The organism is Actinoplanes sp. NPDC051346 (genome assembly GCF_040682215.1).
Lineage (GTDB): Bacteria > Actinomycetota > Actinomycetes > Mycobacteriales > Micromonosporaceae > Actinoplanes.
The window spans coordinates 209,797-233,302 of sequence record NZ_JBFBAJ010000008.1 but is presented as its reverse complement, the minus strand read 5'-3'; the positions used below and the strand labels follow the sequence as shown (position 1 = coordinate 233,302).

Below are 23,506 nucleotides of genomic sequence, written 5' to 3'. Positions count from 1 at the left end.
CGTCCTCAGTGCGCGGCCAGTTCCGCCCAGCCCGGCGCCCAAGGCGCCCGGCGCAGCGGCATCCGCGCCTCCGCCGGCGTGCGGTTCCGCTTGCGCTGATTGCAGCGCCCGCACGCGGCGACGGTGTTCTCCCAGGTGTTGCCTCCGCCGCGCGAACGCGGCAGGACGTGGTCGATGGTCGAGGCGGCGGCGCCGCAGTAGCCGCAGCGCCGCCCGTCGCGGGCCAGCACGCCGCCGCGTGACCAGGACGGGCCGCGGCTGTGCCGCCAGCGCGTCACGACGTAGCTGACCAGCCGGACGACGGTGGGGATGGGGAAGACGCCGATGCGGGCGTCCGGCTTGGCCTCCTGCACCACCGCGACCTCGCGGAACAGCATGCGGAGGGCGTGCCGGACGCTGACCCGGTGCAGCGGCCCGTAGTCGGCGTTGAGTACGAGGACCACGCTCATGGCGGGCCACCTCCTGTCCTTCGAGGACATGAGAAAGCCGCCCGGCCCCGGACAGCGCGGGGCTCTGGCGGCGACGGTTGTCGCATCGCGTCAACCGTGGCTTCAGCCCCTGCTTCCGTGCCGGCAGGCCGTCATGTCGTCTCCTCGCTGCCCGGTGATCCGGGCACGTCGTCGACTCACAAGGTAGGGGCGGGGCCGTCGGCGGACAACGGATTTAATCGATCAACGCGCGGCGTACGGCAGCCAGGAGTTGTCCGAGACCGATCAGGCCGAGTACACACCAGACGGTCACCGCGATCAGTGCGGCGGTGCCGGCTGATCCCGGTTGTGTCAGACCCACGACGCCGGTCAGGGCCAGCCCGACGGCCGCCACGGACACCCGGGTCGGGCGTTCGCCCACGGTGACCGCGCCGAGGCCGTCCATGCCGCCGACCGCGGCGCGGGCCCGCACGTACTCGTGCAGCCAGCTCACCGCCAGGCCGGCCACGGCCAGCCAGCCCGGCGCGCCGGCCACCCAGAACGCGGCCAGCCAGGCGAGCTCGCCGAGGCGGTCGGCCACCGAGTCGTAGATGAAGCCCAGCCGGGTGGCCCGGCCGCAGACCACGGCCACCGCACCGTCGAGGGCGTCGGCGATCCCGGCCAGCAGCACCAGCAGCGCGCCGGCGAGCGGCGGCACGAACGGCACGGCGGCACAGAGCAGCAGACCGGCGACGGTCACCGTGGTCGGGCCGACGCGCAGATTGGCGAGCAGGCGGCCACCGCGATAGGCAAGCCGGATCCAGCCGCGCACCACCGGCGAGGCGGTGCGCGGGTCGAAACCGCCGTGCAGTGCCGACCAAGCGGCGGCGTACTGCTCCCAGGTCACCGGTCAGGCGGCGGTGGGCACGGCGGACGTGCCCGCCAGGTGCTGCCAGACCTCACGCGTCGCCGGAGAGCGGTTCATGGTGATGAAGTGGATGCCGGGCACGCCCTCGTCGAGCAGCTTGCGGCACATCTCACTGCACAGGTCGATGCCGAGCCGGCGCACGCCCGCCTCGTCGTCGGCGATCCGCTCGAAGCGCTTCAGCAGGGCGGGCGGGAAGGGCGCGCCGGAGAGCTGGGCGGAGCGGGAGATCGTCGCCATCCGCAGGACGGGCATCACGCCGGGCACGATCGGGGTGTCGCAGCCGGCGGCCGCCACCCGGTCGCGCAGGCGCAGATACTCGTCCGCCTCGAAGAACATCTGGGTGATCGCGAAGTCGGCGCCGGCCCGGCACTTGCGGATGAAGTTGCGGGTGTCGCTCTCGATGTCGGCCGAGCGCGGGTGCTTGTAGGGGAACGCGGCCACGCCGACGCTGAAGTCGCCGGCCTCGCGCAGCAGGCGCACCAGGTCCTCGGCGTAGAGCACGCCCTCGGGGTGGCGCACCCATTCGCCGTTCGGGTCGCCGGGCGGGTCGCCCCGGACGGCGAGCACGTTGCGGATGCCCGCCCCGGCCAACCGCCCGATGACGTGGCGCAGCTCGGCGACCGAGTGGCCGACCGCGGTCAGGTGTGCCATGGCGAGCAGGGTCGTCTCGGACGCGACCCGCTCGGTCACGTCGACCGTGGTGTCGCGGGTGCTGCCGCCGGCGCCGTACGTGATCGACACGAAGTCGGGCCGCAGCGGCTCGAGCTCGCGGATGGTGCGCCACAGGAGCTGGTCGCCCTCCGGGGTCTTCGGCGGCATGAACTCGAACGAGAACGTCGGGGCGGGCCGACGGATCAGCTCACCGATCGCCGGAGACGTCGGTAGGCGCGAAGGAAGTCCGAGAGACACGTCAGGGAGTCTACCGGCTGCCCGCCGGAGCACGACCCGCTAGGTTTGGCGCCGTGACCTCCCCCGCCGTGACCTCCCCCCTGGAGCGGGCCGGCCTGCGGCCCCGCGTCGACAAGGCCCTCGCCGTCTTCCTCGCGGCGCAGCGCGCCAGGCTGCTGTCGATCGACGAGGCGCTGGCCGACGTCGCGGACGCCCTCGAGGCGTTCGTGCTGCGCGGCGGCAAGCGGCTGCGGCCCGCCTTCGCGTACTGGGGATACCGCGGCGCGGGCGGCCTCGACAGCGACCCGGTCGTCGTCGCCGTGGCCGCGCTGGAGCTGGTGCAGGCGAGCGCGCTCATCCACGACGACCTGATGGACCGCTCGGACACGCGGCGCGGCGAGCCGTCGGTGCACAAGCGGTTCGCGGCCCGCCACACGGCCGCGGCCTGGAACGGGTCGGCGGAAGCCTTCGGTGACAACGCCGCGGTGCTGCTCGGCGACCTTGCGCTGGTGTGGTCGGACGAGTTGCTGCACGGCTCCGGGGTGGCGTGTGAGGACCTGGCCCGGGCCCGTCCGGTCTTCGACGAAATGCGCACCGAAGTGACCGTCGGGCAGTATCTCGACGTCCTCACCCCGGTGACCGGCGACACCTCTTTGGAACGCGCGGGCAAGGTCGCCCGGTACAAGTCGGCGAAGTACACCGTCGAACGGCCACTGTTGCTCGGCGCCGCGCTGGCGGGTGCCTCTCCGACGCTGCACGCGGCCTATTCGGGCTACGGGCTGCCCCTGGGCGAGGCCTTCCAACTCCGCGACGACGTGCTGGGCGTCTTCGGCGACCCGGACCGCACCGGCAAGCCCGCCGGCGACGACCTGCGTGAGGGCAAGCGGACCTATCTGGTCGCGGCGGCGTGCGAGGCGGTGTCCGAGTCCGGCCGGGCGGAGATCGAACGCGGCCTGGGCGACCCGGCCCTCGACGAGACGGGCGTCGCCCGGCTCCGCCAGATCATCACGGACAGCGGGGCCCTCGCCCGGACCGAAACCCGCATCGCGGCGCTCACCGAGGAGGCGCTGGCCGCGCTGGCCGCCGCCGACGTCGAACCGGAGGCCCGGGCCGTCCTGCTGGACCTGGTCGACGCGGCCACCCGCCGTGCGGTGTGAGGCTCAGAGGCGCTCCCGCAGCCATCGCAACACCGCGCTGCCCTCCCCCGCCCGCGGCTCGCGCTGCACGCCGCGGCGTCCCAGCCAGACCCACACGGACAGGGTGAGCAACACCATCGCGAAGCCGAAGAACAGGTCTTCCACCGGCGCGTAGGCGATCCGCCACCCGAGGATCGCCGCCGGGTCGTAGACGACGATCCGCCGCCCGGTGAGGATCCCGTTGGAGAGCAACTGAAAACCGATGATGATCGGGTACGTGGCCCAGAACACGACCCGTCCCACGAGCCTCGTCCGCAGCACGAACATGTCGACCAGCACCGCCACGGCCACGCCGAGCAGGGCGGCCAGGGTGTAGGTCATTCGTCGCCGTCCCCGGCCGGGCGGCGCACCACCGCCCGTACGGCCTCGAAGCCCAGGATCGCGCACACCGGCACGACGACGAAGAACAGCACCTCGTCGAGGGGCAGGCCGCCCGGGAACTCCACGCCGGTCGTCTGCGCCGGATCGAAGGTCCAGTGCCCGGCCGCGATGGCGGCGAGGTCCCACAGCACGAAAACGACGATCACCGGCAGCAGCGTCAGCAGCAGGCGACGGCCGCGGCGCAGCACGTTGACCTTCAGCACCGGTTCGAGCCAGAGCGCGCACCCCAGGCAGCCGGCGAGCACGGCCAGGTAGGACAGGTGGCGCATCGGTCGCTCAGAAACCGACGGCCTGCGCGCGCCGCTTGACCTCACGGGCGCGGTCGCCGCCGAGGCCCACCGCGCCCGAGCCGCCGAGGGTCTCGTCGGGCTCGTACAGCCACTTGAGCGCCTCTTCGTCGTTGTACCCAGCGTCGCGGAGCAGCGTAAGGATGCCGGGGAGGTGCTTGAGCACGATGCTGTTGGCAATCAGCTCGGCCGGCACGACCCGGATGCCGTCGCGCTTGACGGCGAGCAGATCGCCGTCGCGGATCATCTGGTGCACCTTGCTGATCGACACGTCGAGCCGCTCCGCCACGTCGGGCAGGTTGATCCATTCGGCCGGGCCGGCGGTCGGGTCCACGGTTGATTCGGTCACCGGACCAGCGTGCCATGCCGTCTTCGCACCGCAACACGCGGAACCCCTGACGGCGCCGGGAAGTGCCCGGCTCGAACAGATCGGAGAGGTGTCTCGATGACCCTGTGGCGGAGAACCCGCACCGAGGTGGCCGGAGCGTGGCGGTCGCTGCGCTACGACCTGGGCCGGCGCGACCCCGAGGGCTCGGACCCCGGGGAAGCCCCCGTCGGGCCCGGCGCGCACCCGGCCGCGTTCCAGGACGTGACGGCTACGGGTTTCAGCACCTTCGGCGGCGCCGGGGTCACCGGCGGGCTACGCACCTCGTACGGTGACGAGCATGCCCGCGGTCCGCGCCGGTTGGTCGCGGTGACCGCCTTCGGCGTGCTGGCGGTCGCGGGGGCCACCGGCAGCTACTTCGCGGTGGTGAACGGCCTGGGTTCGCTGCTCGACGAGCAGGGCGCGGAGCCGTACCCGTTGGCGGCAGCGGCTCCCGGCGGCGACCGGGGCGCCGATTCGAACGAGGGTCTCGGCCGGGGTTCCGAGCCGGGCGCGGCGCCGGCGCCGGAGGTGACCGGCGGCACGATCCGGGTGCTGCCGAACCCGGCAGCGACCGGGGCGCCGACGGCTGCTCCTCCGGTCGCCGCCGCGCGTCCGCGGCGGACCTCGGCGGCGGGTGCGGACCCGGCGACCAGGCCGACTCCCTGTGACTGTCTGACCCCGCCGGTGCCGACGCCGACCGCGGCGCCGACGGCACACAACCCGTCGCCGACGCCTTCTCCCAGCGTCTCCACTGACGACCCCGTCACTCCGACGCCGACTGATTCGCCCAGTTCGCCCGCTTCTGCCGGGACGGGCGACGACGACGGCAGGGTGGAACGGGCGCGCCACGCTCGCGCGAACTGATCCGATTTGTCACGATAAAGCGCCCCGCGGTGCGCCGCACCGCGGGCCGTTTTCTGCCTTATGCGCCCCTCAGCAGGTTGTGCAGTACCCGTTCGGTCTCAGCTCGGTCATCCTGGTCCGCCTTTTCCCGAAGGGCACATACACTTCACGCCGATGGACACGACTGTCGCCGACACGTTGATCGGCACGACGATTGACGGGCGCTACCGGATCACCGGTCGCGTCGCCCGCGGTGGCATGGCGACCGTGTACACCGCCGTGGATGAGCGGCTCGAGCGCACGGTCGCTCTGAAAATCATCCACCCGTCCCAGGCGACCAACGTCCACTTCGTCGACCGGTTCACCGACGAGGCCAAAACGATCGCCCGGCTCACCCACCCCAACGTCGTCGCCGTCTACGACCAGGGACGCCACCAGGGCCTGCCCTACCTCGTGATGGAGTACGTGCAGGGCCGCACCCTGCGCGACCTGCTCACCCAGCGGCGCCGGCTCAACCCGGTCGAGGCCCTGGCCATCCTCGAGCAGATGCTCGCCGCGATCGCCGCCGCGCACCGCGCCGGCCTGGTGCACCGGGACGTGAAGCCGGAGAACGTGCTGGTCGCCGAGGCGCCCAGCGGCGGCATCGCCAACCTCGTCGACAGCGTGGTCAAGGTGGCCGACTTCGGACTGGCCCGGGCGGTCGAGGCGAGCACCACCGACGACTCCGGCCAGCTGATGGCGACCGTGGCGTACGTCGCTCCCGAGCTGGTCACCGACGGGCACGCGGACGCCCGCACCGACGTCTACTCGGCCGGGATCGTGCTGTTCGAGATGCTCACCGGCCGCGTGCCGTACGAGGACGGCGAGCCGGTCGAGGTCGCGTGGCAGCACGTCGACCACGACGTGCCGGCCCCGTCCAGCGTCGTCAAGGGCCTGCCGAACGTGCTGGACGACCTGGTCGCCCGGGCCACCCGCCGCGACCCCGGCGCCCGGCCGACCGACGCCGGCGCGCTGCTGGCCGAGGTGCAGGTGGTGCGCGACGACCTGGGCGCCGCCAACGTCGAGACCGCGCTGCTGCGCCAGGTGCCGGCCCGCTCGCCGATCGCGGACGCCACCGCCCTCGTGCCGGCCGTCACCTCCGTCTTCCCGAAAGCCTCCGACCGACCCACCTGGGCCCGGTTGCCGGAGCAGAACAAGGGCAGTCGCGGCCCACGCCGCGCCGAACCGTTCCCCGAGACCGCGCCGGGCCGGTTCGGGGACCGCCGCCGCATCCTCATCCTCGTCTCCATCGCGCTGATGGTGCTGACGGTCGTCGGCAGCACCTGGTGGGTCACGCTCGGGCGCTACACCGAGGCTCCGCAGTTCGTGAACATGACCAAGACGCAGGTCGAGCAGGAGGCCAGGACAAAGGGCTTCGCGCTCGTGTTCGGCACCGGCCGCTACGACGAGAACGTGCCCAAGGACGTGGTCCTGGCACAGAACCCGCCGGCCACCGCGCGGATCGTCAACGGCGGGGAGATCACCCTCACGCTGTCCCTGGGCCCCGAGCGCTACCCGGTGCCGGACCTGGTCGGCCTGGAGAAGGCCGCCGCCAAGGGCGAGCTCGAGAACATCAAGCTCGCCTACAAGGAGGGCCCGGGCCAGTACAGCGACACCGTGCCGCAGGGCGTGGTCATCTCCACCGAGCCCAAGTCGGGCCAGACCCTCAAGCCGGGCGACACCGTGACCGTGGTGATCAGCAAGGGCAAGGCCCCGATCACCGTTCCGGTCGTGACGGGCAGGAACATCAACGACGTGCGTACCGAGCTCCAGGCCCTCGGGCTGTCCGTGGTGGAGCAGTACAAGGACAGCGACCAGCCGGCCGACACGATCATCGGCCAGACCCCGCAGGCCGGCGCCGGCGCGGAGAAGGACGACGAGATCAAGCTCGAGGTCAGCAAGGGCCCCACGTCCGTCGTCGTCCCCGACCTGACCAACCAGCCGTGCCCGCAGGCCAAGCAGACGCTGGAGGGCATGGGCCTGAAGGTGCGCGTCAACTTCAACCCCAACGGCCTGGTACGCCAGCAGAACCCCGGACCGAACACACCGACGCTGCCGCAGACGGAGGTCGTGCTCAATTGCCTGTGAGCCCTCCGATCGGGTCGCACACCAAGACGTCGGGCGGGCTGGCGAAAGCCGCCCTGCCCTACGCCGACGCGGCGGGCTCCGAGGCGGTCCAGGTATACGTCTCCAACTCCCGCGGCTGGGCGTTGCCGCCGGGTGATCCGAAGCAGGACACGCTGTTCCGCGACGGATGCGGTGAGCGGGGGCTGCCCGCCTACATCCACGCGTCGCTGCTGGTGAACCTCGGCTCCCCCACCGAGCTGACGGTCTCGCGCTCGGTGGAGACCCTCGAGCACGCGCTGCGCCGCGGCGCGGCCATCGGCGCCACCGCCGTCGTCTACCACGCCGGCAGCTCGGTCGACCCGGCCCACGACGACAAGGCGCTGCACCAGCTCAGAGAGGCACTGCTGCCCCTGCTCGACGTGGCGGCCGCGCAGGGTTTACCGAAGCTGCTGGTCGAGCCGAGCGCGGGTGGCGGGCGGAGCCTCGCGTCGAAGATGGGCGACCTCGCGCCGTACCTCGCGGCGGTGGAACACCACCCGTGGCTCGGCGTCTGCTTCGACACCTGCCACGCCTGGGCGGCGGGTCATGACCTGGCGACTCCGGGCGGCATGACACGGACCCTGGACGAGCTGGTGGCGACGGTCGGGCGGGAGCGGCTGATGCTGATCCACGCCAACGACTCGAAGGACCAGTGCGGCTCCACCCGCGACCGCCACGAGTCGATCGGCGCGGGCCGCATCGGCGCGGCCGCGTTCGGGGAACTGCTCGCGCACCCCGCCACGGCCGGCGTCCCGGTGATCGTGGAGACGCCGACCAAGGAACACGAGGGTCACGCCGCCGACATCGCCCTGCTCAAGAACCTGAGAACGCCCTCGTGACCCTGGCGTCCTAAGCGTTCGGGACGAAGTATCTGCCGGGCCCCGGCAGGTAGTACCGACTGGCGCTCGGCACCAGGAGAAGGACCACGATCGCGATCGCGAGCAGGACGCAGACTATCTGCCCCGCCAGCACACCCCATTGCAGCACCGTCGTCAGTTCCCGCGCGTACTCAGGAATATCTGACCAGCTCTCGGCCACCCCCCAGGAAAACAACCCCAAGATGATCATGAAGACCTGGGCCATCGCGTTGCACACCATCAGGACGGTGAGCCACCCCCGGGCCGGGTCGCTGCCCTGCCCGGCTCGCACGGCGTTCTTCGCGCTGCCGACGGCGAGAGGCAACCAGCTGATCAGCACGAATACCTCGAACCCGATGAACACGACGTTCCAGGACCCGCGCTCGTCAGAGCTCGAGGGCACCCAACCGATTCCCAGGATCCAGAGGTAGACCATCGCGGCCAGGGTCGCCAACCCCGACAGCCCGAACCCGACCCAGGTCAGGGTCGTCGCCACGCGCACGCTGACCGGCTTCGGCGGGCGTGGCACCGGCGTCAGCCGCACGGGTGGCGGACCGCCGGGGTGGCCGGGCCATGGCTGGCCGGAACCGGGCGGGTGGTGCGGCCCGGCGAACTGGGCCGGCACCGGCGGCCGAAAGTCAGGACGGCCGCCGCCCGGCGGCGGACTCCACGGGTGCGTCATGATCAAGAACGTACGGCCGGCTCGACGGCCTCGGTTGAGTACATCTACTCAGTTACCGAGATCCGGTGCGCCCGCCACGAAGTGACATCTCGTCGCCGTGGGCGAGGTGCTCGTTCCGTCGGTGCCGCGCACGTACCAGCCGTACCGATGGCCCTTGATCAGGGTGGGGACCCGCACCGACACGGTTCCCGACCCGGTCACCGCGCCGCTCGCCGATCCGGGGCCGCCGAGGCTGATGGGCTGCGGGGCGCTCTTGTCGGTGTTGTCCCAGATCGAGAATTCGGCGTAGACCCGGGCGGTCGGATCGTCGTGCGTGACGGTCGCGGTGAGCTGGGGCGTCAGTGAGGCGACAGTGCCGTATTCGCCGTTCTGATCACAACCCGGCCCTCTCGGGCCGGCGTCGGGCACCGTGTCGGTGCGCGTCGGGATCGCGGGTCGCATGGTCTGTTCGGCGCGCAGCTCGGCGATCTCCCCGTCGCTGAGCGGGTATCCGAACAGCCGCAGGTCGTCGATGCCGCCCACCCAGGTGGTGCCGAGGACCGGAAGCCCGTTCGCGGACATTCGGGTGGTGTGCGCCGCCGTCCCGGCCAGGGCTCCGTTCACGAACAGGCTCATCTGGCCGCCGACCGCGTCGTACCTGGCCACCAGGTGTGCCCACTCGCCGGCCTTCGCCGGAGCCGTGACCTGGTCAACCTTCGCGCCGGGGAGGTCACCGGTCGCCATGGCGAAACGCCACTGTCCCGGCGCGTCGTGGGCCAGGACGAGCCCGGCGGCCGCGTTGCCGCTCTGGCTGAGGGCCGTGCCGGAGCTGCCCGCCGCGGGTCGCGCCCACATGGACACCGTGATGCTGCGCCGGGTGTCCATCGGGATGATGCCGTCCGCCGCGGTGACCGTTCCCGCACCACCGAACTGCAGCGAGTGCCCACGCGCATTGCTCCGGGTAACGTCCCCGCTGATCGTCCCGGTCAGCCCGTTACCGGAGGTGTCCGCCACGGTGCGGCCTCCGTCCTCGTCGAACCGCCAGGTCAGCGCCGAACCACGGGTCGTCGCGACCACGGGGGCGTGGTCGGAGAACCCGAGCGGATCCTCGGCGCCCGAGGTGTTGACGGTGGGGTCCGCGAGCTCCACCAGCGAGTCACAGCCCGTGAATCCGGCGGCCGCGAAGATGTAGTCCAATTTGGTGGGTGTCACCGTCGGCGACTCGGTGACGCCGGGGTCGAAGTGCGTGGGCTCGTTGACGGCGTCGCCGGGCAGGTAGGCCCGCTGATCGCATTCGGGGTAACGGGCGAACAGCGCCTTCAGCGCCGAGTTCGGCGAGTTGCCGAGCTGAGTGTTGAAGTCGCCGCCGAGGACCACCCCGTCGACGGCCGCCACCTTGGCCGTGAGCGACGCCGTCTCGCGGGCGTACTCGGCGTCCTGGTTGTGCAGCAGATGCGTCACGCACGGCGTGCTCCGCCAGCCGTCGACCCGCACGCACAGCAGGCTCGACGTCCGATCGGTGCCCTGATCCGGGTAGTAGAGGGGATCGTTCGCCACCAGCAGCGGCGTCGTGGTGGCAGACGTGATCTTGCCGCGAACCGCCAGGACGTTGCCGATGGTGCCGTTGAGCCCGCCCCGGCACCGGGAGCCCGAGCCGGCGCGGGGCACCTCGGCCGTCCGGAAGGTCCACTCGGGACCGAGGAGGGCCAGGAGCGGCTCGAGATGGTTGTTGCTCCCGGTCCGGCCCGACTCCGTGGCGGTGTAGCAGGCTTCCTGCAGCATGATCACGTTGAGATCGCGTTGCCGCGCCACGGTGGCGATCGCAGCGGCCTTGGCGGCCGGCCGGCCACGCCAGGCGCAGTAGCCCGGGCGACCCCGGCTGCTCCCCGCCTCACCGCAGATGTTCCACGTCATGACACGGATCGACTCACGCCGGTAGGCGTCGCCGTCCGGCTCCGCGGCGACGGCGACCTGACGCGGCGGCTCCGCCATCAGGTGCCCGCGCACGACCGTGACCGTGCCTATCACGACTGTGGTCGCGCTGAGCGCCACCAGAGTCGCCGCCCACCGGGCCAGTGTTCTCATAAGCGTCCTCCCCGTTGAAATCCGGGCCGAGGATACTGGACGCTTCAATCGACGTTCGGCCCCGGCTCTAGCGCGGCGCGATGTCGTAGTCGAAGACATAGCGGTGGTGCTCGGAGTCGTTGTCGATCTGGAGCGTGCCGGTGAGGCCGGTGAGCTCGTCGGTGCCGGAGTCGGGCACGACCTGGACGATGAGGGTGCCCGCGCCACGGTCCATAAGGCCGAAGTGCTGGAGGACGAAGCTGCCACTGCGGCCGTGCAGCGTGCCGCTGACGCGGTCGATGGCGACGTATCCCGCCGAGCCGTCGATCGGCGTGCCGACCGAGAGCATCTCCGCGCGGCCGGTGCCGGCCAGGTCCCCCTCGATGGTCTTCAGCGCCCGCGTCCGGCCGAGCGTGTCGTCGTCGATCGGCAGCGGCTCGAAGACGGTGGTGAAGGTGCCGGTGGCACGCCGGGTCATGGAGGCTCCTCGCCTGGTGACGGACGGTGTCGAACTCCGATGTAACCAGACGGGGTTGCCGTCGATCAGTCGGCGCGCAGGAGGGCGGTCAGCACGTCGATCGTCCGGTCGACGCCGTCGTCGTCCACATCCAGGTGGGTGACCAGGCGGGCCGTCCTCGGCAGCATCGCCGCGATCAGCACGCCGCGCTCGGCGGCCGCGGCCGCCAGCGACGGCGCGTCCAGCGGTGCCCTGGCCAGGTCCAGCGGCACGAGGTTGGTGCGTACGGCGGCGGCGTCGACGACGCCGAGCGGCGCGAGGGCCTGCGCGATGCGGCGGGCCCGGGCGTGGTCGTCGGCGAGCCGGTCGACGTGGTGGTCGAGGGCGTGCCGTCCGGCCGCGGCGAGGATGCCGACCTGGCGCATGCCGCCGCCCATCCGTTTGCGCAGCGGCCGGGCCCGCGCGATCCGCTCCGCGGAGCCGACGACCAGCGAACCCACCGGCGCGCCCAGGCCCTTCGATAGGCAGACCGCGAGGGTGTCGAACAGTTCACCGTACGCGGCGAGCGGCACCCCGTCCGCCACGTGCGCGTGCCAGATGCGGGCCCCGTCGCAGTGCAGCGACACCCCGGCGGCCGAGGTCGCCTTGCGCAGCTCCCGCAGCGTCTCCACGCTGGTGACGCCGCCGCCACCGAGGTTGTGCGTCTGCTCGACCGCGACCGCCCGGGTCGGCACCGACGGGTAGCCCGCCGGCCGGATCATCGCCGCGATCTGTTCGGCGTCGAGCGCCGCGCCCACCGACGGCCAGGTCCGGGTGGAGACGCCGCCGAGCGCCGCGGCGGCACCCACCTCGTACGTGACGACGTGCGCGTCGGCCCCGGCCAGCAGCTCCTCGCCCGGCGGCACGAGGAGTTGGAGCGCGATCTGGTTGGCCATCGTGCCGGACGGGGTGAACAGCGCGGCCTCGTGCCCGAACAGGGCCGCCACGTGCGCCTCGAGCGCGTTGACGGTGGGGTCGTCGCCGAAGACGTCGTCACCGACCTCGGCGGTCGCCATCGCCTGCCGCATGGCGGCGGTCGGCCGGGTGACGGTGTCCGATCGCAGATCAACCACGCAGCATCTCCGCCACCAGGAAGGCCAGCTCGAGGCTCTGCTGGGTGTTAAGGCGGGGGTCGCAGGCGGTCTCGTAGCGGCCCGGCAGGTCGAGGTCCTCGATGCCCTGCGCGCCGCCGAGGCACTCGGTCACGTCCTCGCCGGTCAGCTCGACGTGGATGCCGCCGGGGTGGGTGCCCAGGCCGCGGTGCACCTCGAAGTAGCCGAGGACCTCGTCGACGATCCGGTCGAAGTGGCGGGTCTTGTAGCCGTTGGAGGACTCGTGGGTGTTGCCGTGCATCGGGTCGCACTGCCACACGACCTTGGCGCCCGCCCCGGTCACCTTGTCGACGATCGGCGGCAGCGCGTCGCGGACCTTGCCGTTGCCCATCCGGCTGATCAGCGTGAGCCGGCCCGGGATGTTGTCCGGGTTGAGCTTCTCGCACAGCTCGAGGGCGGTCTCCGGGGACGTGCCGGGCCCGAGCTTGACGCCGATCGGATTGGCGAGGCGGCTGAGGAAGTCGATGTGCGCGTGGTCGAGCTGGCGGGTGCGCTCGCCGATCCACAGGAAGTGGCCGGAGAGCCCGTACGCCCGGTCCTGCGAGACCCGGGTGAGCGCCCGGTCGTATTCCAGCGCCAGCGCCTCGTGCGAGCAGTACAGGCTGACCGTCCGCAGCGCCTCGTCGTCGGTCATGCCGCAGGCGCGGATGAAGTCGAGGGCGCGGTCGATCTCGCGGGCGATGGCCTCGTAGCGCTCGCCGGCCGGCGAGGCGCGGACGAAGTCCTTGTTCCAGTCGTGCAGCCCGGCCAGGTCGGCGAGGCCGCCGGCGAGGTACGCGCGCAGCATGTTCATCGCGGCGGCGCTGTTCGCGTACGCCCGGATCATGCGCTGCGGGTCGGCGACCCGAGCGTCCTCATCGGCCTCCAGCGAGTTGATCATGTCGCCGCGGTACGCCGGCAGCCCCAGCGAGTCGGTCGGCGACGACCGGGGCTTGGTGTACTGCCCCGCGACCCGGGCGACCTTCACCACCGGCAGCGAAGCGCCGTAGGTGAGCACGACGGCCATCTGCAACAGCGTGCGGGCGTTGGCGAGCAGGTGGCTCTCGGTGTTGTCGGCGAAGGTCTCGGCGCAGTCGCCGCCCTGCAGCATGAACGCCCGGCCCTCGCAGACCTCCGCGAGCTTGTGCCGGAGCTGGTCGACCTCGTAGGGCGCCACGATCGACGGCACGTTCTCGAGAACCTTGCAGACCTCCGCCACCTCGCCGAGGTCCTGCCACGGCGGCATCTGCACGCGCGGCAGTTCGCGCCAGCGATCCAGACCGAGCGCCGAGTCCTCGGCGGAGTCGGTGGACGGACGGGAAGTCTGCAGGGCGGTCGCCGTGATTCCCGGATGACTGAGCTGATGCCACTCTCGGCGCATGCAAGCAGCCTAACTAGGGCCGCCCACGCGGCGCGGGGGGCTCCCCCGGGCGCCGCGTGGGCGGTGCGTCGATGTCTCAGCCGAGACCGTTCTTGATCGCGGTGATCAGCTCACCGTTGCTGGTGTCGCCGGAGAATTCCCAGAAGAAGGCGCCGCCGAGACCCTGGTTCCTCGCGTACGTCATCTTGCCGCCGACGGTGGCCGGGGTGTCGTAACCCCACCAGTTGCCGCCGCACTTGGCGTAGGCGGTGCCGCCGACGGTGCCGGTGGCCGGACAGGTGTTCTTGAGCACCTTGTAGTCCTCGATGCCGGCTTCGTAGGTGCCCGGCGCCGCGCCCGTGGCCGTGCCGCCCGGGGCGCTCTGCGTGACCCCGGTCCAGCCGCGGCCGTAGAAGCCGATGCCGAGCAACATCTTGCTCGCCGGCACGCCCTTGCTCTTGAGCTTCTGGATCGCCGCGTCGGACCAGAAGCCCTGCTGCGGGATGCCCGGGTACGAGGTCAGCGGCGAGTGCGGCGCGGTCGGACCCTGCGGGCTGAAGGCGCCGTAGTAGTCGTAGGTCATCGGGAAGACCAGGTTCAGCTTCGCGATGCCGGAGGCGTAGTCGGCCGCGTCCAGCTTGCCGCCGTCGGAGCCGTCCGCCGAGATCGCCGAGGTGATCAGGAAGGAGTTGCCGAACTTGGCGCGCAGCGCCGAGATCACCTTGTTGTACGAGTCGGGGCCGCTGGCGTCGCACGTCAGGCCGCAGGCGTTGGGGTACTCCCAGTCCATGTCGATGCCGTCGAAGACGTCGGCCCAGCGGGAGTCCTTGACCAGGTTGTAGCAGGAGTTCGCGAAGGCGGTCGGGTTCGCCGCGGCCTGGGTGAAGCCGCCGGACCAGGTCCAGCCGCCGAAGGACCAGATCACCTTGATGTTCGGGTACTGCTTCTTGAGCTTGCGCAGCTGGTTGAAGGAGCCGCGCAGGGCGCCGTTGTCCCAGGTGTCGGCGACGCCGTCGACGCTCTCGGCCGCGGTGTAGGCCCGGTCGTAGTCGGCGTACGAGTCACCGATGGTGCACTGGCCGCCCGTGGTGTTGCCGAAGGCGTACAGGATGTGGGTGAGCTTCGCCGCCGAGCCGCTCGTGACGATGTTCTTGACGTGGTAGTTGCGTCCGTAGACGCCCCACTGCGCGAAGTAGCCGACGACATTCTTGGCGCCCGGTCCCGGGGTCGTGGGCGGCGTCGTCGGTGGAGTCGTGGGCGGCGTGGTCGGTGGAGTGGTCGGCGGGGTCGTGGGCGGCGTGGTCGGCGGGGTGCCGCCGCCGCAGGCGCCGTTGTCGATCCACACGTCCCATTGACCGCTGTGGGTGGCCGGGGATTCGTTCTGGGTCCACCACTTCGCGGTGTAGTTGTGACCGGACTGCGAAGCGGCCATGTCCTTGGTGTAAACCGACGAGGAGCTCCACGCGGGGGCACAGGCGGCGGCGACGGCGGCGGAAGCCTGGACCATGGGCACCGCGGCGGAGGCCATCACCACGATCGTCCCAGCCCACAGCGCGCGGCGGAGGGTTTTCTGCACGGCGTCTCCTCATAACTCTTAGGAAACTTTCCAAATTGAAGATGAGGAGACGGTAGTCACATCTATGAACATCAGTCAAGAAGGTCACACTGGTTTGACAGTGCGCTTAACTTTTCGATAGTGAGCGGCACAGCGTGCACTCGCACAGGCACAACGCGTAGTCTGCCGTCATGACCATCTTCGACGTCGACATCGACGCCCTGCCGGGCGGATCAGCAGACTTGTCGCAATACCGCGGCAATGTCGTCCTCGTGGTCAACGTCGCGTCACGGTGTGGATACACCCCGCAGTACGCCGGGCTGGAAACGCTGTGGCAGACCTATCGGGAGCGGGGCCTGGTGATTCTGGGCGTGCCCTCCAACCAGTTCGCCGGCCAGGAACCCGGCACGGCGGAGGACATCCAGGAGTTCTGCTCGGTCAACTTCGGCGTCACCTTCCCCCTCACGGCGAAGGTCGACGTCAACGGTGACGACCGGCATCCGCTCTATCGCGAACTGGTCGGCGAGGGGGAAGCCATCCAGTGGAACTTCGAGAAGATCCTCGTCGGACCGGACGGCCGGGTCGAGGCGCGCTTCGACCCGGGCACCGAGCCGAACGACGAACGGCTGGTAGCCGCCATCGAGAAGCTCTTGCCCCGCTGAGCCGCGGATGAGCCTCCACGTGATCGGCGTCGATGCCTACGCCCTCGGCTGGGTCGGCGTCGAGCTGCGCGACGGCCACTTCGGCCGGGCGATGCTGGCGTCCACGCTCTACGAGATCGTCGCGGGCAGTTCGGGCTCGGCGGTCATCGGCGTCGACATCCCGCTCGGCATGCTGCCGGACCGCTGGCGCGCCGCCGACACCGTTGCCGCCGATCACCTCGGCCCCCGGCGCAGCAGCGTGTTCCGCGTCCCGCCCCGCGCGGTCTGGCAGGAGTCCGACTTCGCGGCCGCCAACCGGCTCTGCCGCGAGCTCACCGGCGCCGGACTCAGCCGCCAGTCCTGGGCGATGCGGCCCAAGCTGCTCGAGGCCAACGCGATCTGGGAACGACACCCCGGCCTGCTCTTCGAGGCGCATCCCGAGGTGTCGTTCCGGGAGATGGCCGGCGAGCCGCTCGCGTACGCCAAGAAGACCTGGACCGGCCAGGCCCGTCGCCGCGAGCTGCTCGCCCGGCACGGGATCGTCCTGCCCGACCAGCTCGGCCCCGCCGGCCAGGCACCGCCGGACGACATCCTCGACGCCGCCGCGGTGGCGTGGAGCGCGCACCGGATGGCGACCGGGACGGCGCTGAGCCATCCCAGTCCGCCCGAGGAGGACAACGGCGCCCGGATCGCGATCTGGTACTAGGGCTAGATCAGCTCCACGTTGTCGATGTAGATGGCCGAGCCCTCGTGCGCGCCCTTCGGGGGCTGGAACGACACCTCGAGCTGGTCGATGGTGGCGATACCGTCGATGTTCACGGTCAGCATCGTCCCCTTCGCGTCGACCAGCGTCCCCTTGTCCGACTGCCAGCCCCGACCATCGGCGTACTTGACATTGATCTTGGCCAGGACGCCCGAGCCCTGTTCACCCCACGGCGCGACGCGGGCCCGCAGCCGGATCATGCGGTGCTCGCCGACGGCGACCGACTTGAGGACCAGCTTGCTCTCACCGGCGGACAGGTCCACGTTGGCCTTGAGCGAGCGTCCACCCTGGCTGAACCATTCCTCGACCGGCGACGGAGCCCCGCTGACGTTCTCGCCCGTCCAGCCGTCCACGCCGGACTCGAAATCGCCGAGGCTCCGGGATGGCGCGAAGGTGACGACGTCGTCGACGTAGGCGGCCGACACCTCGTTCGCTCCCGGAGCGGGCTCGAAGCGCACCCCGATCTCGCGGACATCGTTCAGTCCCGTCACCTTCGTCAGGTCGACCGAGAGCACCGTGCCGTTGGGCCCGACCACGGTACTGCCACCGTCGTGCCAGGTCAGCGCCGATCCGGTGCGCACGTACAGCTTCGCGGTCGTACCCGCGCGGTGGTCACCCCACGGGGCGGTGCGGACCGCGGCCGACAGCTTCGCCCGTCCCGTCAGGTCGGTGCGGCCGGTCCACGACAGGTAGGCCGGCGCGGCGCCGAGGTCGACGTCCGCCTTGAGCGACTGCCCAGGGCTGGTCGTCGCCCACTCCTTGACCGCCCACACGGGACTCTTCGTCTGGAAACCGGCCCAGCCTCCGCTGCCGGCCTCGAAATCGGCGAACACCTTTCGCGGTCCCGCCGGGGCCGGCGATCCGGGCGTGCGGGCGGTCAGATCCACGTCACCGAGATGCGCCATGGTCGGATCGGCCATCAGGACATCGGCGTTGCGGTTCGTGACGAGGGAGAACTTGCCGCTCCACGCCTGGAAGAACGTGGCGGCCGGGAACCGGGTCCGCACCGCCGCCGCCATCGCGCCGAAGTCGTACGTGCCGGTCGGCGCCGAGTCGGGTGGGCCGATCTCGGTGAAGCCGAACGGCTTGTTCAGGGTGAGCATCTCCTCGTACCCGTTGACCAGGCGCGGGTTCAGATCCGCCTGGTAGGCCGACAGGCCGACGACGTCGACGAATTCAGGACCAGGGTAGTAGGCGAGTCGCGAGGCGTAGTTGGCGTCCGGACCGTAAACCCAGACGAGATTGTCGAGGCCCTTGTTCGTAAGGTAGGCGTGCATCGCTTTCCAGACCCGCTTGAACTCCTCCGGGTCCTGGTCAGACCACCAGAACGACGTGCCGTTCATCTCGTGCAACGGCCGGAAGAGGACCGGCACACCCTGGTTCTTCAGTTCTCCCAGGCCGGCTGCCACCTTGTCCAACCAGTCGTACCACCGGTCGCCGGCCGGGTTGGACCGGTCCAACAGCCGGGTGAAGTCGGGCATCTTCTGCTTGTAGTTCAGCGCCTCGTCGGGATTGGGCAGGTGCACACTGACCGTCACCAGGCCGCCTTGGCGCCACCAGTCGACCAGGGAGGCGTTGCAGGTGGGATCGACGGGTCCGGCCTTCGGATCGTCGTTCCACGAGGCGTAGTCACAGCCCAGCATTCCCGGCCGCCGGCCCGTCCGCTCGTGCAGCGTGTTGACCTCCGCGAGGCTGAACAGACCCGGATCCGGCTTACCGTCCACCGGTTCCTTCGTGACGTTGAAGCCACCGAAGAGCCCGGACACGACGTGCTTGTCGGCCCGGTGCGGCAGGTCGCTCAGCCAGTCGATCACGTCCTGCCGGTCACCGGCCAGAGCCCTGCTCAGCGGCATGTACCACCGGTCAGCAAGCTTCTCGCCGCCCTTGTTGTTCGGGTGCACCCCGTCGGTGGTGTCCGTCGCCGTGTCGAATCCGGACCATTGGTCGACCACGGTGATGGGCGACGCCGTCGTGCTCTTCGCGGCGGCCCAGGCGGGGATCAGCTTGTTGAGCGCTTCCACCCCCGGCTGACAGAACCCGCAGCTCGGCTTGCCCATGGGCAGGATCTGGGCGACCAAGATCCGCATGGCGGGGTTGTTGGCCCGCATCTGGTCGACCAGTTTGTCGTACGCGTCGCGGATCAGCTTCGGGTCCACGCCTCCCCACACGTCGTTCGTGCCGAGATGCATCATGACCACGTCGGGCTTGGCCGTGGCGAGCCAGCCGGGCAGCAGGTTGTCGGCCACGATCGTCGTGGCGCGGATGCTCGGGTGTCCCTCGTTGTCCCTGTCGTGGGTCGTGACGCAGTCGGGGTTGGCGGCCGAACCGACGAAGTCGACCTGCGGCCTTCCCGGTCCTTGGAGACGCTGCCACAACCTGGCACGCCAGCACCCACCGTAGGTGATCGAGTCACCGAGCGCCATGACGCGCGTCGGCCTCGCGGCCGCGCCCGGCGCGATCGGATCGGCGGCACGGGCCCCCGGGGATGCCACGACCAGGGTCGCGGTGGCTAGGAGGGCCGAGGTCGCCGCGGCCAGTTTACGAAGAGAGAACACAAGATCATCGTAGGAACCGGCCGGTGTCCGAGGAGGCCCCGTTTCGATCGATGGGCGCCTCTGGGACGCGGATCACATCGAAGCCGGTGGTCAGGCGCTCTGCGCCGCGATCTCCCGCGCCCGGTCCCGGGCCGCCTCGAGGGCGGCCAGCAGTGCGGCGCGGACCCCGTGGTTCTCGAGCTCGCGGATCGCCGAGATCGTCGTGCCGGCCGGGGAGGTCACCGCCTCGCGCAGCTTGACCGGATGTTCGCCCGAGTCCCGCAGCATGACCGCCGAGCCGATCGCGGTCTGCACGATCAGCTCATGGGCGATCTGCCGGGGCAGCCCGAGCAGGATGCCGGCGTCGATCATCGCCTCGACCAGCAGGTAGAAGTACGCCGGGCCGGAGCCCGAGAGGGCGGTGACCGCGTCCTGCTGCGACTCCGGCACGCGGATGGTCGCGCCGAGCGGCTTGAACATCTCCTCGGTGACCGCCAGGTGGTCGCCGGTCGCGTGCGGGCCGGCCGAGATGGCCGTCATGGCCTCGTCCACCAGGGCCGGGGTGTTGGTCATGACCCGGACCACCGGGGTGCCCTCCGGCAACCGGGCGGCGAAGAAGCTGGTCGGCAGCCCGGCGCAGAGGGACACGACGAGCTTGCCGGCGGGGATCGACGCGCCGATCTCGGCGAGCAGGGCGCCCGCGTCCTGCGGCTTGACCGCGATCGCCAGCACGTCCGCCTCGGCCACCGCCTCCGCGTTGCCGACCGCCCGGATGCCGTAACGCTCGCGCAATTCATCACGCCGGGCGGAACGGCGGGTGGTGACGAGCAGATTGTCCGCCGGCCAGCCGGCGCGGAGCAGGCCGGACAGCACCAGTTCACCGATCTTGCCGGCGCCGAGCACCGCGACGACGGTCATGTGTCCTCCGTGAGGGCTGGGAAGGGGCGGACGTCGCGCGCCCACCCCTTCACCGAATCGGACTCAGCTGCCGAAGAAGACTTCGGCCTCGTCGTACCGCGACATCGGCACGGTCTTGAGTTCACCGGTGCCCTCGGCGAGCGGGACCCGGACGATGTCGGTGCCGCGCAACGCCATCATCTTGCCGAAGTCGCCCTCGTGCACGGCGTCGATGGCCTGCAGGCCGAAGCGGGTCGCGAGGACCCGGTCGAACGCCGTCGGGGTGCCGCCGCGCTGGATGTGACCGAGGACGACCGTGCGGGCCTCCTTGCCGGTCTTCTCCTCCAGCTGCTCGGCGAGCCACTGGCCGATGCCGCCGAGGCGGACGTGGCCGAACGAGTCGAGCTCCTGGTTGTGCAGGACCATCTGGCCCTCGAGCGGCTGGGCGCCCTCGGCGACCACCACGATGGGTGCGTACTCGACCTGGAAGCGCTTGGTCACGTACGTGGCGACCTGCTCCACGTCGAAGTGGCGCTCCGGCAGCAGGATGACGTTGGCGCCGCCGGCGAGGCCGGCGTGCAGGGCGATCCAGCCGGCGTGCCGGCCCATGACCTCGACGACGAGCGTGCGGTGGTGCGACTCGGCCGTGGTGTGCAGCCGATCGATCGCCTCCATCGCGATGTTGACCGCGGTGTCGAAGCCGAAGGTGTAGTCGGTCGCGTTCAGGTCGTTGTCGATGGTCTTCGGCACGCCGACGACCTTGACCCCGAGGTCGGTGAGCTTGGTGGCCACCCCGAGGGTGTCCTCGCCGCCGATGGCCACGAGCGCGTCCACGCCCTGCTCGGCGAGGTTGGCCTTGATCTTCTCGACGCCGCCGTCGATCTTGAACGGGTTGGTCCGGGAGGAACCCAGAATCGTGCCGCCGCGGGGCAGGATGCCGCGGACCTCGGCGATGCCGAGCGGCTTCGTCACGCCCTCCAGCGGGCCCTTCCAGCCGTCCCGGAAGCCGACGAATTCGTGACCGTAGACGGCGACGCCTTTGCGCACCACCGCCCGGATCACGGCGTTGAGACCGGGGCAGTCGCCGCCGCCGGTGAGCACGCCGATACGCATGATGACTCGTCCTCCCTTATCGGGTCGCGAGAGATGCCCTGCACCCGGGGAATTCGTCGTCCGGCGTCACTGCCGGGTCCGGGGGCGGGCCGCATGCGCACTGTAGTCGCCGCCCTCACCCCGGACCATCACCGCCCCGCTACAAACGTACGGTTTCGTGCTCCCGGTCCTACCTTTCGGCCATGCCGGCCCGGCGGCGCAGGGCCGAGACGTCGGTGACCACGATCCGCCGGCCCTCGGTGCGCAGCCACCCGCGGGTCGCGAACGAGCCGATGGCCTGGTTGACGCTCTGTCGGGAACCGCCGGCCATCTCGGCGAGCTGGCTCTGGTTGAGCTCGATCGTGATCATCGGCGCCTGGCTGTCACCGGCGAGCCGGACCAGGGTCTTGGCCACCCGCCCGGGCAGGTCGAGGAAGACGTGGTCGGCGTTCTGCTCGGTGAGGCGCCGGATCAGGCCGCCGACCGAGCGCATCACCGCGTCGAGGATGCGCGGGTTGGAGTGCACGAGGTCCATGAACGCGACCCGGGACAGCGCCAGCGCCTGGCTGTCCTCGATCGCCTCGGCGCTGGCCGAGCGGGTGGACGCGTCGAGCAGGGAGACCTCGCCGAGCACGTCGGGCGGGCGCACCACGTGCAGGACGGCCCGTTCGCCGGTGGGCGCGGTGCGGAACACCGCGATCGCGCCGCGACGCAGCACGATCAGCGAATCGCCCGGATCGTGCTCGACAAACAGGATCTGACCTTTTCGGTACGTACGGGGCACGGCGGCAGCGATGACCCGCTGTCGGACGTCGGGCTCCAGCCCGGCGAACATCTCCACGCCCGTGAGCGCGTCACCCGGCTCCGGCAGCCGATGATCCACGGTCAGTCCTTCCCCCGGTCGGGACCACCGCCGGCATTGCCCGACGTCACCCCCGCGACGTGAACGATCACTCTTAGCATGAAGAGCGCCATCAACGCCATTTGATACCTCCAGCGCCTGACCTTTCGATCATTTCGCGTATGTCGCTCGCTGTATAGCCCCAATCGCCTGGTGTAACGAATGCATCCAACTCACCACCGACCACCCGGCGAACCCGTTCACAAACCACCCACGGTGTCCGTTGGGACCACTCAGGGTGCCGACATAATCGCGGCCGTGCCGGACCACGACCTCCTTCGATCCACTCTGCGGGAGCAGTGGCATCTCGTGCCCGCCGAGATCTCGGCGCTGCCCGGGGGCCTGCTGTCGCACGGCTGGGACGTGACCGCGGGCGGCGAGCGCTTCGTCGCCCGCCTCGCCGAACCGGCCGCCCGCCAGCCCGTGGAGGCCGGGCTCGCCGCGGCCGAGCACCTGCGCAGCACCGGCATCGAGGCCGGCGAGCCGGTCCGCACCCTGGCCGGGGGACTGACGGCCGAGACCCCGTACGGCGCGATGGCCGTGCTGCGCCGCGCGCCGGGCCGCATCCTCGACGGCGGGGACCCGATCGACCAGCAGTTCTGGGGCGACCGGCTGGGCGCCGTGCACCGCACCCTGCAGACGTTCCACCATCCCGGCCTGCGCCGCTGGAACCTGCTCGACCCCGAGGCCCCGCACCTGGCCGTCGAGCCCTGGCTGCGGGATGCGGTCGCCGGCGCGGTCACCGCCATGACCCGACTCACCGTCACGGACCGGCTCACGTACGGGGTGCTGCACGGCGACCCGGCCCCGGAAGTGTTCCTGGTCGACCCGGCCACGGGGCGGGCGGGCCTGCTCGACTGCGGTGCCAGCGGCACCGGTCCGCTGCTCTACGACGTGGCCGCCGCCGTGGTCTACGCCGGCGGCCCGGACACCGCCGCGGAGCTGCTCGACGGCTATCTCGCGGCGGGCCCGGTCGACGAGGGCGAGCTGCACGCGGCCCTGCCGGTGATGCTGCGCTTCCGGTGGGCGGTCCAGGCGGATTGGGCGGCCCGGCGGCTCGTCACCGGGGAGGGTGACGGCAACCGGGAGGTGCTGCGCCGGGCACAGGCGGCCCTGGTGGCCGAGGCGGACCCGCGGTAGGCGAGGATGGGC

Annotated in this window: 23 protein-coding genes; 7 read left to right on the top strand and 16 right to left on the bottom strand. The window is 71.0% G+C overall.

Annotated elements, in window-relative coordinates:
• Window positions 1–5: 5 nt before the first annotated feature.
• The 3 genes from AB0M36_RS21525 to metF all read right to left on the bottom strand — a co-directional run bounded on the left by AB0M36_RS21525 (window position 6) and on the right by metF (window position 2,244).
• Complete coding sequence (locus tag AB0M36_RS21525; protein WP_364160107.1) at window positions 6–449, bottom strand: HNH endonuclease; 444 nt, start codon at window positions 447–449, stop codon at window positions 6–8.
• Window positions 450–663: 214 nt separating this feature from the next.
• Window positions 664–1,314 carry a CDP-alcohol phosphatidyltransferase family protein gene (locus AB0M36_RS21520; protein ID WP_364160105.1) on the bottom strand — a complete coding sequence of 217 codons (651 nt, stop codon included), beginning with the start codon at window positions 1,312–1,314 and terminating at the stop codon, window positions 664–666.
• A gap of 3 nt (window positions 1,315–1,317) precedes the next feature.
• Window positions 1,318–2,244: a methylenetetrahydrofolate reductase [NAD(P)H] gene (gene metF, locus AB0M36_RS21515; protein WP_364160103.1), complete on the bottom strand. Its 927-nt coding sequence runs from the start codon at window positions 2,242–2,244 to the stop codon at window positions 1,318–1,320.
• 80 nt (window positions 2,245–2,324) lie between these two features.
• Between metF and AB0M36_RS21510 the strand changes: the two genes are divergently transcribed.
• On the top strand, window positions 2,325–3,380 hold the full coding sequence (locus AB0M36_RS21510; protein WP_364160405.1) for a polyprenyl synthetase family protein: 1,056 nt from the start codon (window positions 2,325–2,327) through the stop codon (window positions 3,378–3,380).
• A 3-nt stretch (window positions 3,381–3,383) separates the two neighbouring features.
• On the opposite strand, the gene AB0M36_RS21505 is transcribed toward AB0M36_RS21510, so the two are convergent.
• The 3 genes from AB0M36_RS21505 to AB0M36_RS21495 are packed head-to-tail and all read right to left on the bottom strand — an operon-like array spanning window position 3,384 to window position 4,421.
• On the bottom strand, window positions 3,384–3,740 hold the full coding sequence (locus AB0M36_RS21505; protein ID WP_364160101.1) for a lycopene cyclase domain-containing protein: 357 nt from the start codon (window positions 3,738–3,740) through the stop codon (window positions 3,384–3,386).
• A complete protein-coding gene (locus AB0M36_RS21500; RefSeq protein WP_364160099.1) occupies window positions 3,737–4,069 on the bottom strand; it encodes a lycopene cyclase domain-containing protein in 333 nt (110 codons plus the stop codon). Before AB0M36_RS21500 ends, AB0M36_RS21505 begins: the two co-directional genes overlap by 4 nt.
• A 7-nt stretch (window positions 4,070–4,076) precedes the next feature.
• A complete protein-coding gene (locus AB0M36_RS21495; RefSeq protein WP_364160097.1) occupies window positions 4,077–4,421 on the bottom strand; it encodes an Rv2175c family DNA-binding protein in 345 nt (114 codons plus the stop codon).
• 111 nt (window positions 4,422–4,532) lie between these two features.
• On the opposite strand from AB0M36_RS21495, the gene AB0M36_RS21490 reads away from it, so the two are divergent.
• The 3 genes from AB0M36_RS21490 (at window position 4,533) to AB0M36_RS21480 (ending at window position 8,281) form a co-directional block, all read left to right on the top strand.
• A complete protein-coding gene (locus tag AB0M36_RS21490; RefSeq protein WP_364160095.1) occupies window positions 4,533–5,318 on the top strand; it encodes a hypothetical protein in 786 nt (261 codons plus the stop codon).
• Between the two features lie 153 nt (window positions 5,319–5,471).
• Entirely contained in the window at window positions 5,472–7,424 is a 1,953-nt protein-coding gene (gene pknB / locus AB0M36_RS21485; protein ID WP_364160093.1) for a Stk1 family PASTA domain-containing Ser/Thr kinase, read from the top strand.
• Window positions 7,415–8,281, top strand: a complete 867-nt coding sequence (locus tag AB0M36_RS21480) for a deoxyribonuclease IV (RefSeq protein WP_364160091.1) — start codon at window positions 7,415–7,417, stop codon at window positions 8,279–8,281. Before pknB ends, AB0M36_RS21480 begins: the two co-directional genes overlap by 10 nt.
• 10 nt (window positions 8,282–8,291) lie before the next feature.
• Here AB0M36_RS21480 and AB0M36_RS21475 read toward each other — a convergent pair whose 3' ends face one another.
• The 6 genes from AB0M36_RS21475 to AB0M36_RS21450 all read right to left on the bottom strand — a co-directional run bounded on the left by AB0M36_RS21475 (window position 8,292) and on the right by AB0M36_RS21450 (window position 15,547).
• Complete coding sequence (locus tag AB0M36_RS21475) at window positions 8,292–8,981, bottom strand: hypothetical protein (RefSeq protein ID WP_364160089.1); 690 nt, start codon at window positions 8,979–8,981, stop codon at window positions 8,292–8,294.
• Window positions 8,982–9,029: 48 nt separating this feature from the next.
• Entirely contained in the window at window positions 9,030–11,045 is a 2,016-nt protein-coding gene (locus AB0M36_RS21470; RefSeq protein WP_364160087.1) for a LamG-like jellyroll fold domain-containing protein, read from the bottom strand.
• Between the two features lie 67 nt (window positions 11,046–11,112).
• Window positions 11,113–11,502, bottom strand: a complete 390-nt coding sequence (locus AB0M36_RS21465; RefSeq protein ID WP_364160085.1) for a DUF3224 domain-containing protein — start codon at window positions 11,500–11,502, stop codon at window positions 11,113–11,115.
• Between the two features lie 65 nt (window positions 11,503–11,567).
• Window positions 11,568–12,593 carry a GntG family PLP-dependent aldolase gene (locus AB0M36_RS21460; RefSeq protein ID WP_364160083.1) on the bottom strand — a complete coding sequence of 342 codons (1,026 nt, stop codon included), beginning with the start codon at window positions 12,591–12,593 and terminating at the stop codon, window positions 11,568–11,570.
• A complete protein-coding gene (locus tag AB0M36_RS21455; RefSeq protein ID WP_364160081.1) occupies window positions 12,586–13,992 on the bottom strand; it encodes a class II 3-deoxy-7-phosphoheptulonate synthase in 1,407 nt (468 codons plus the stop codon). The genes AB0M36_RS21460 and AB0M36_RS21455 overlap by 8 nt, the downstream gene beginning before the upstream one ends.
• 76 nt (window positions 13,993–14,068) lie before the next feature.
• Window positions 14,069–15,547: a glycosyl hydrolase family 18 protein gene (locus tag AB0M36_RS21450; RefSeq protein ID WP_364160079.1), complete on the bottom strand. Its 1,479-nt coding sequence runs from the start codon at window positions 15,545–15,547 to the stop codon at window positions 14,069–14,071.
• Between the two features lie 170 nt (window positions 15,548–15,717).
• Here AB0M36_RS21450 and AB0M36_RS21445 point away from each other — a divergent pair, with 170 nt between their 5' ends.
• Complete coding sequence (locus AB0M36_RS21445; RefSeq protein ID WP_364160077.1) at window positions 15,718–16,188, top strand: glutathione peroxidase; 471 nt, start codon at window positions 15,718–15,720, stop codon at window positions 16,186–16,188.
• Between the two features lie 7 nt (window positions 16,189–16,195).
• Window positions 16,196–16,873, top strand: coding sequence for a DUF429 domain-containing protein (locus AB0M36_RS21440; protein WP_364160075.1), 678 nt, complete (start codon window positions 16,196–16,198; stop codon window positions 16,871–16,873).
• A 2-nt stretch (window positions 16,874–16,875) separates the two neighbouring features.
• On the opposite strand, the gene AB0M36_RS21435 is transcribed toward AB0M36_RS21440, so the two are convergent.
• From AB0M36_RS21435 to AB0M36_RS21420, 4 genes are all read right to left on the bottom strand, one after another.
• Window positions 16,876–19,485: a glycosyl hydrolase gene (locus tag AB0M36_RS21435; RefSeq protein WP_364160073.1), complete on the bottom strand. Its 2,610-nt coding sequence runs from the start codon at window positions 19,483–19,485 to the stop codon at window positions 16,876–16,878.
• A gap of 90 nt (window positions 19,486–19,575) precedes the next feature.
• Window positions 19,576–20,382, bottom strand: a complete 807-nt coding sequence (gene proC, locus AB0M36_RS21430) for a pyrroline-5-carboxylate reductase (RefSeq protein WP_364160071.1) — start codon at window positions 20,380–20,382, stop codon at window positions 19,576–19,578.
• 63 nt (window positions 20,383–20,445) lie between these two features.
• Entirely contained in the window at window positions 20,446–21,474 is a 1,029-nt protein-coding gene (locus AB0M36_RS21425) for a 6-phosphofructokinase (RefSeq protein WP_364160069.1), read from the bottom strand.
• A 169-nt stretch (window positions 21,475–21,643) separates the two neighbouring features.
• A complete protein-coding gene (locus AB0M36_RS21420) occupies window positions 21,644–22,336 on the bottom strand; it encodes a Crp/Fnr family transcriptional regulator (protein ID WP_071806683.1) in 693 nt (230 codons plus the stop codon).
• 276 nt (window positions 22,337–22,612) lie between these two features.
• Between AB0M36_RS21420 and AB0M36_RS21415 the strand changes: the two genes are divergently transcribed.
• Window positions 22,613–23,494 carry a phosphotransferase gene (locus tag AB0M36_RS21415; protein ID WP_364160067.1) on the top strand — a complete coding sequence of 294 codons (882 nt, stop codon included), beginning with the start codon at window positions 22,613–22,615 and terminating at the stop codon, window positions 23,492–23,494.
• The last annotated feature ends 12 nt before the right edge of the window (window positions 23,495–23,506 follow it).

Coding starts and splice junctions, on each gene's coding strand:
- AB0M36_RS21525 (WP_364160107.1), bottom strand. CDS start 449: ATGAGCGTGGTCCTCGTACTCAACGCCGACTACGGGCCGCTGCACCGG.
- AB0M36_RS21505 (WP_364160101.1), bottom strand. CDS start 3,740: ATGACCTACACCCTGGCCGCCCTGCTCGGCGTGGCCGTGGCGGTGCTG.
- AB0M36_RS21500 (WP_364160099.1), bottom strand. CDS start 4,069: ATGCGCCACCTGTCCTACCTGGCCGTGCTCGCCGGCTGCCTGGGGTGC.
- AB0M36_RS21490 (WP_364160095.1), top strand. CDS start 4,533: ATGACCCTGTGGCGGAGAACCCGCACCGAGGTGGCCGGAGCGTGGCGG.
- pknB (WP_364160093.1), top strand. CDS start 5,472: ATGGACACGACTGTCGCCGACACGTTGATCGGCACGACGATTGACGGG.
- AB0M36_RS21475 (WP_364160089.1), bottom strand. CDS start 8,981: ATGACGCACCCGTGGAGTCCGCCGCCGGGCGGCGGCCGTCCTGACTTT.
- AB0M36_RS21470 (WP_364160087.1), bottom strand. CDS start 11,045: ATGAGAACACTGGCCCGGTGGGCGGCGACTCTGGTGGCGCTCAGCGCG.
- AB0M36_RS21465 (WP_364160085.1), bottom strand. CDS start 11,502: ATGACCCGGCGTGCCACCGGCACCTTCACCACCGTCTTCGAGCCGCTG.
- AB0M36_RS21455 (WP_364160081.1), bottom strand. CDS start 13,992: ATGCGCCGAGAGTGGCATCAGCTCAGTCATCCGGGAATCACGGCGACC.
- AB0M36_RS21445 (WP_364160077.1), top strand. CDS start 15,718: ATGACCATCTTCGACGTCGACATCGACGCCCTGCCGGGCGGATCAGCA.
- AB0M36_RS21440 (WP_364160075.1), top strand. CDS start 16,196: ATGAGCCTCCACGTGATCGGCGTCGATGCCTACGCCCTCGGCTGGGTC.
- proC (WP_364160071.1), bottom strand. CDS start 20,382: ATGACCGTCGTCGCGGTGCTCGGCGCCGGCAAGATCGGTGAACTGGTG.
- AB0M36_RS21425 (WP_364160069.1), bottom strand. CDS start 21,474: ATGCGTATCGGCGTGCTCACCGGCGGCGGCGACTGCCCCGGTCTCAAC.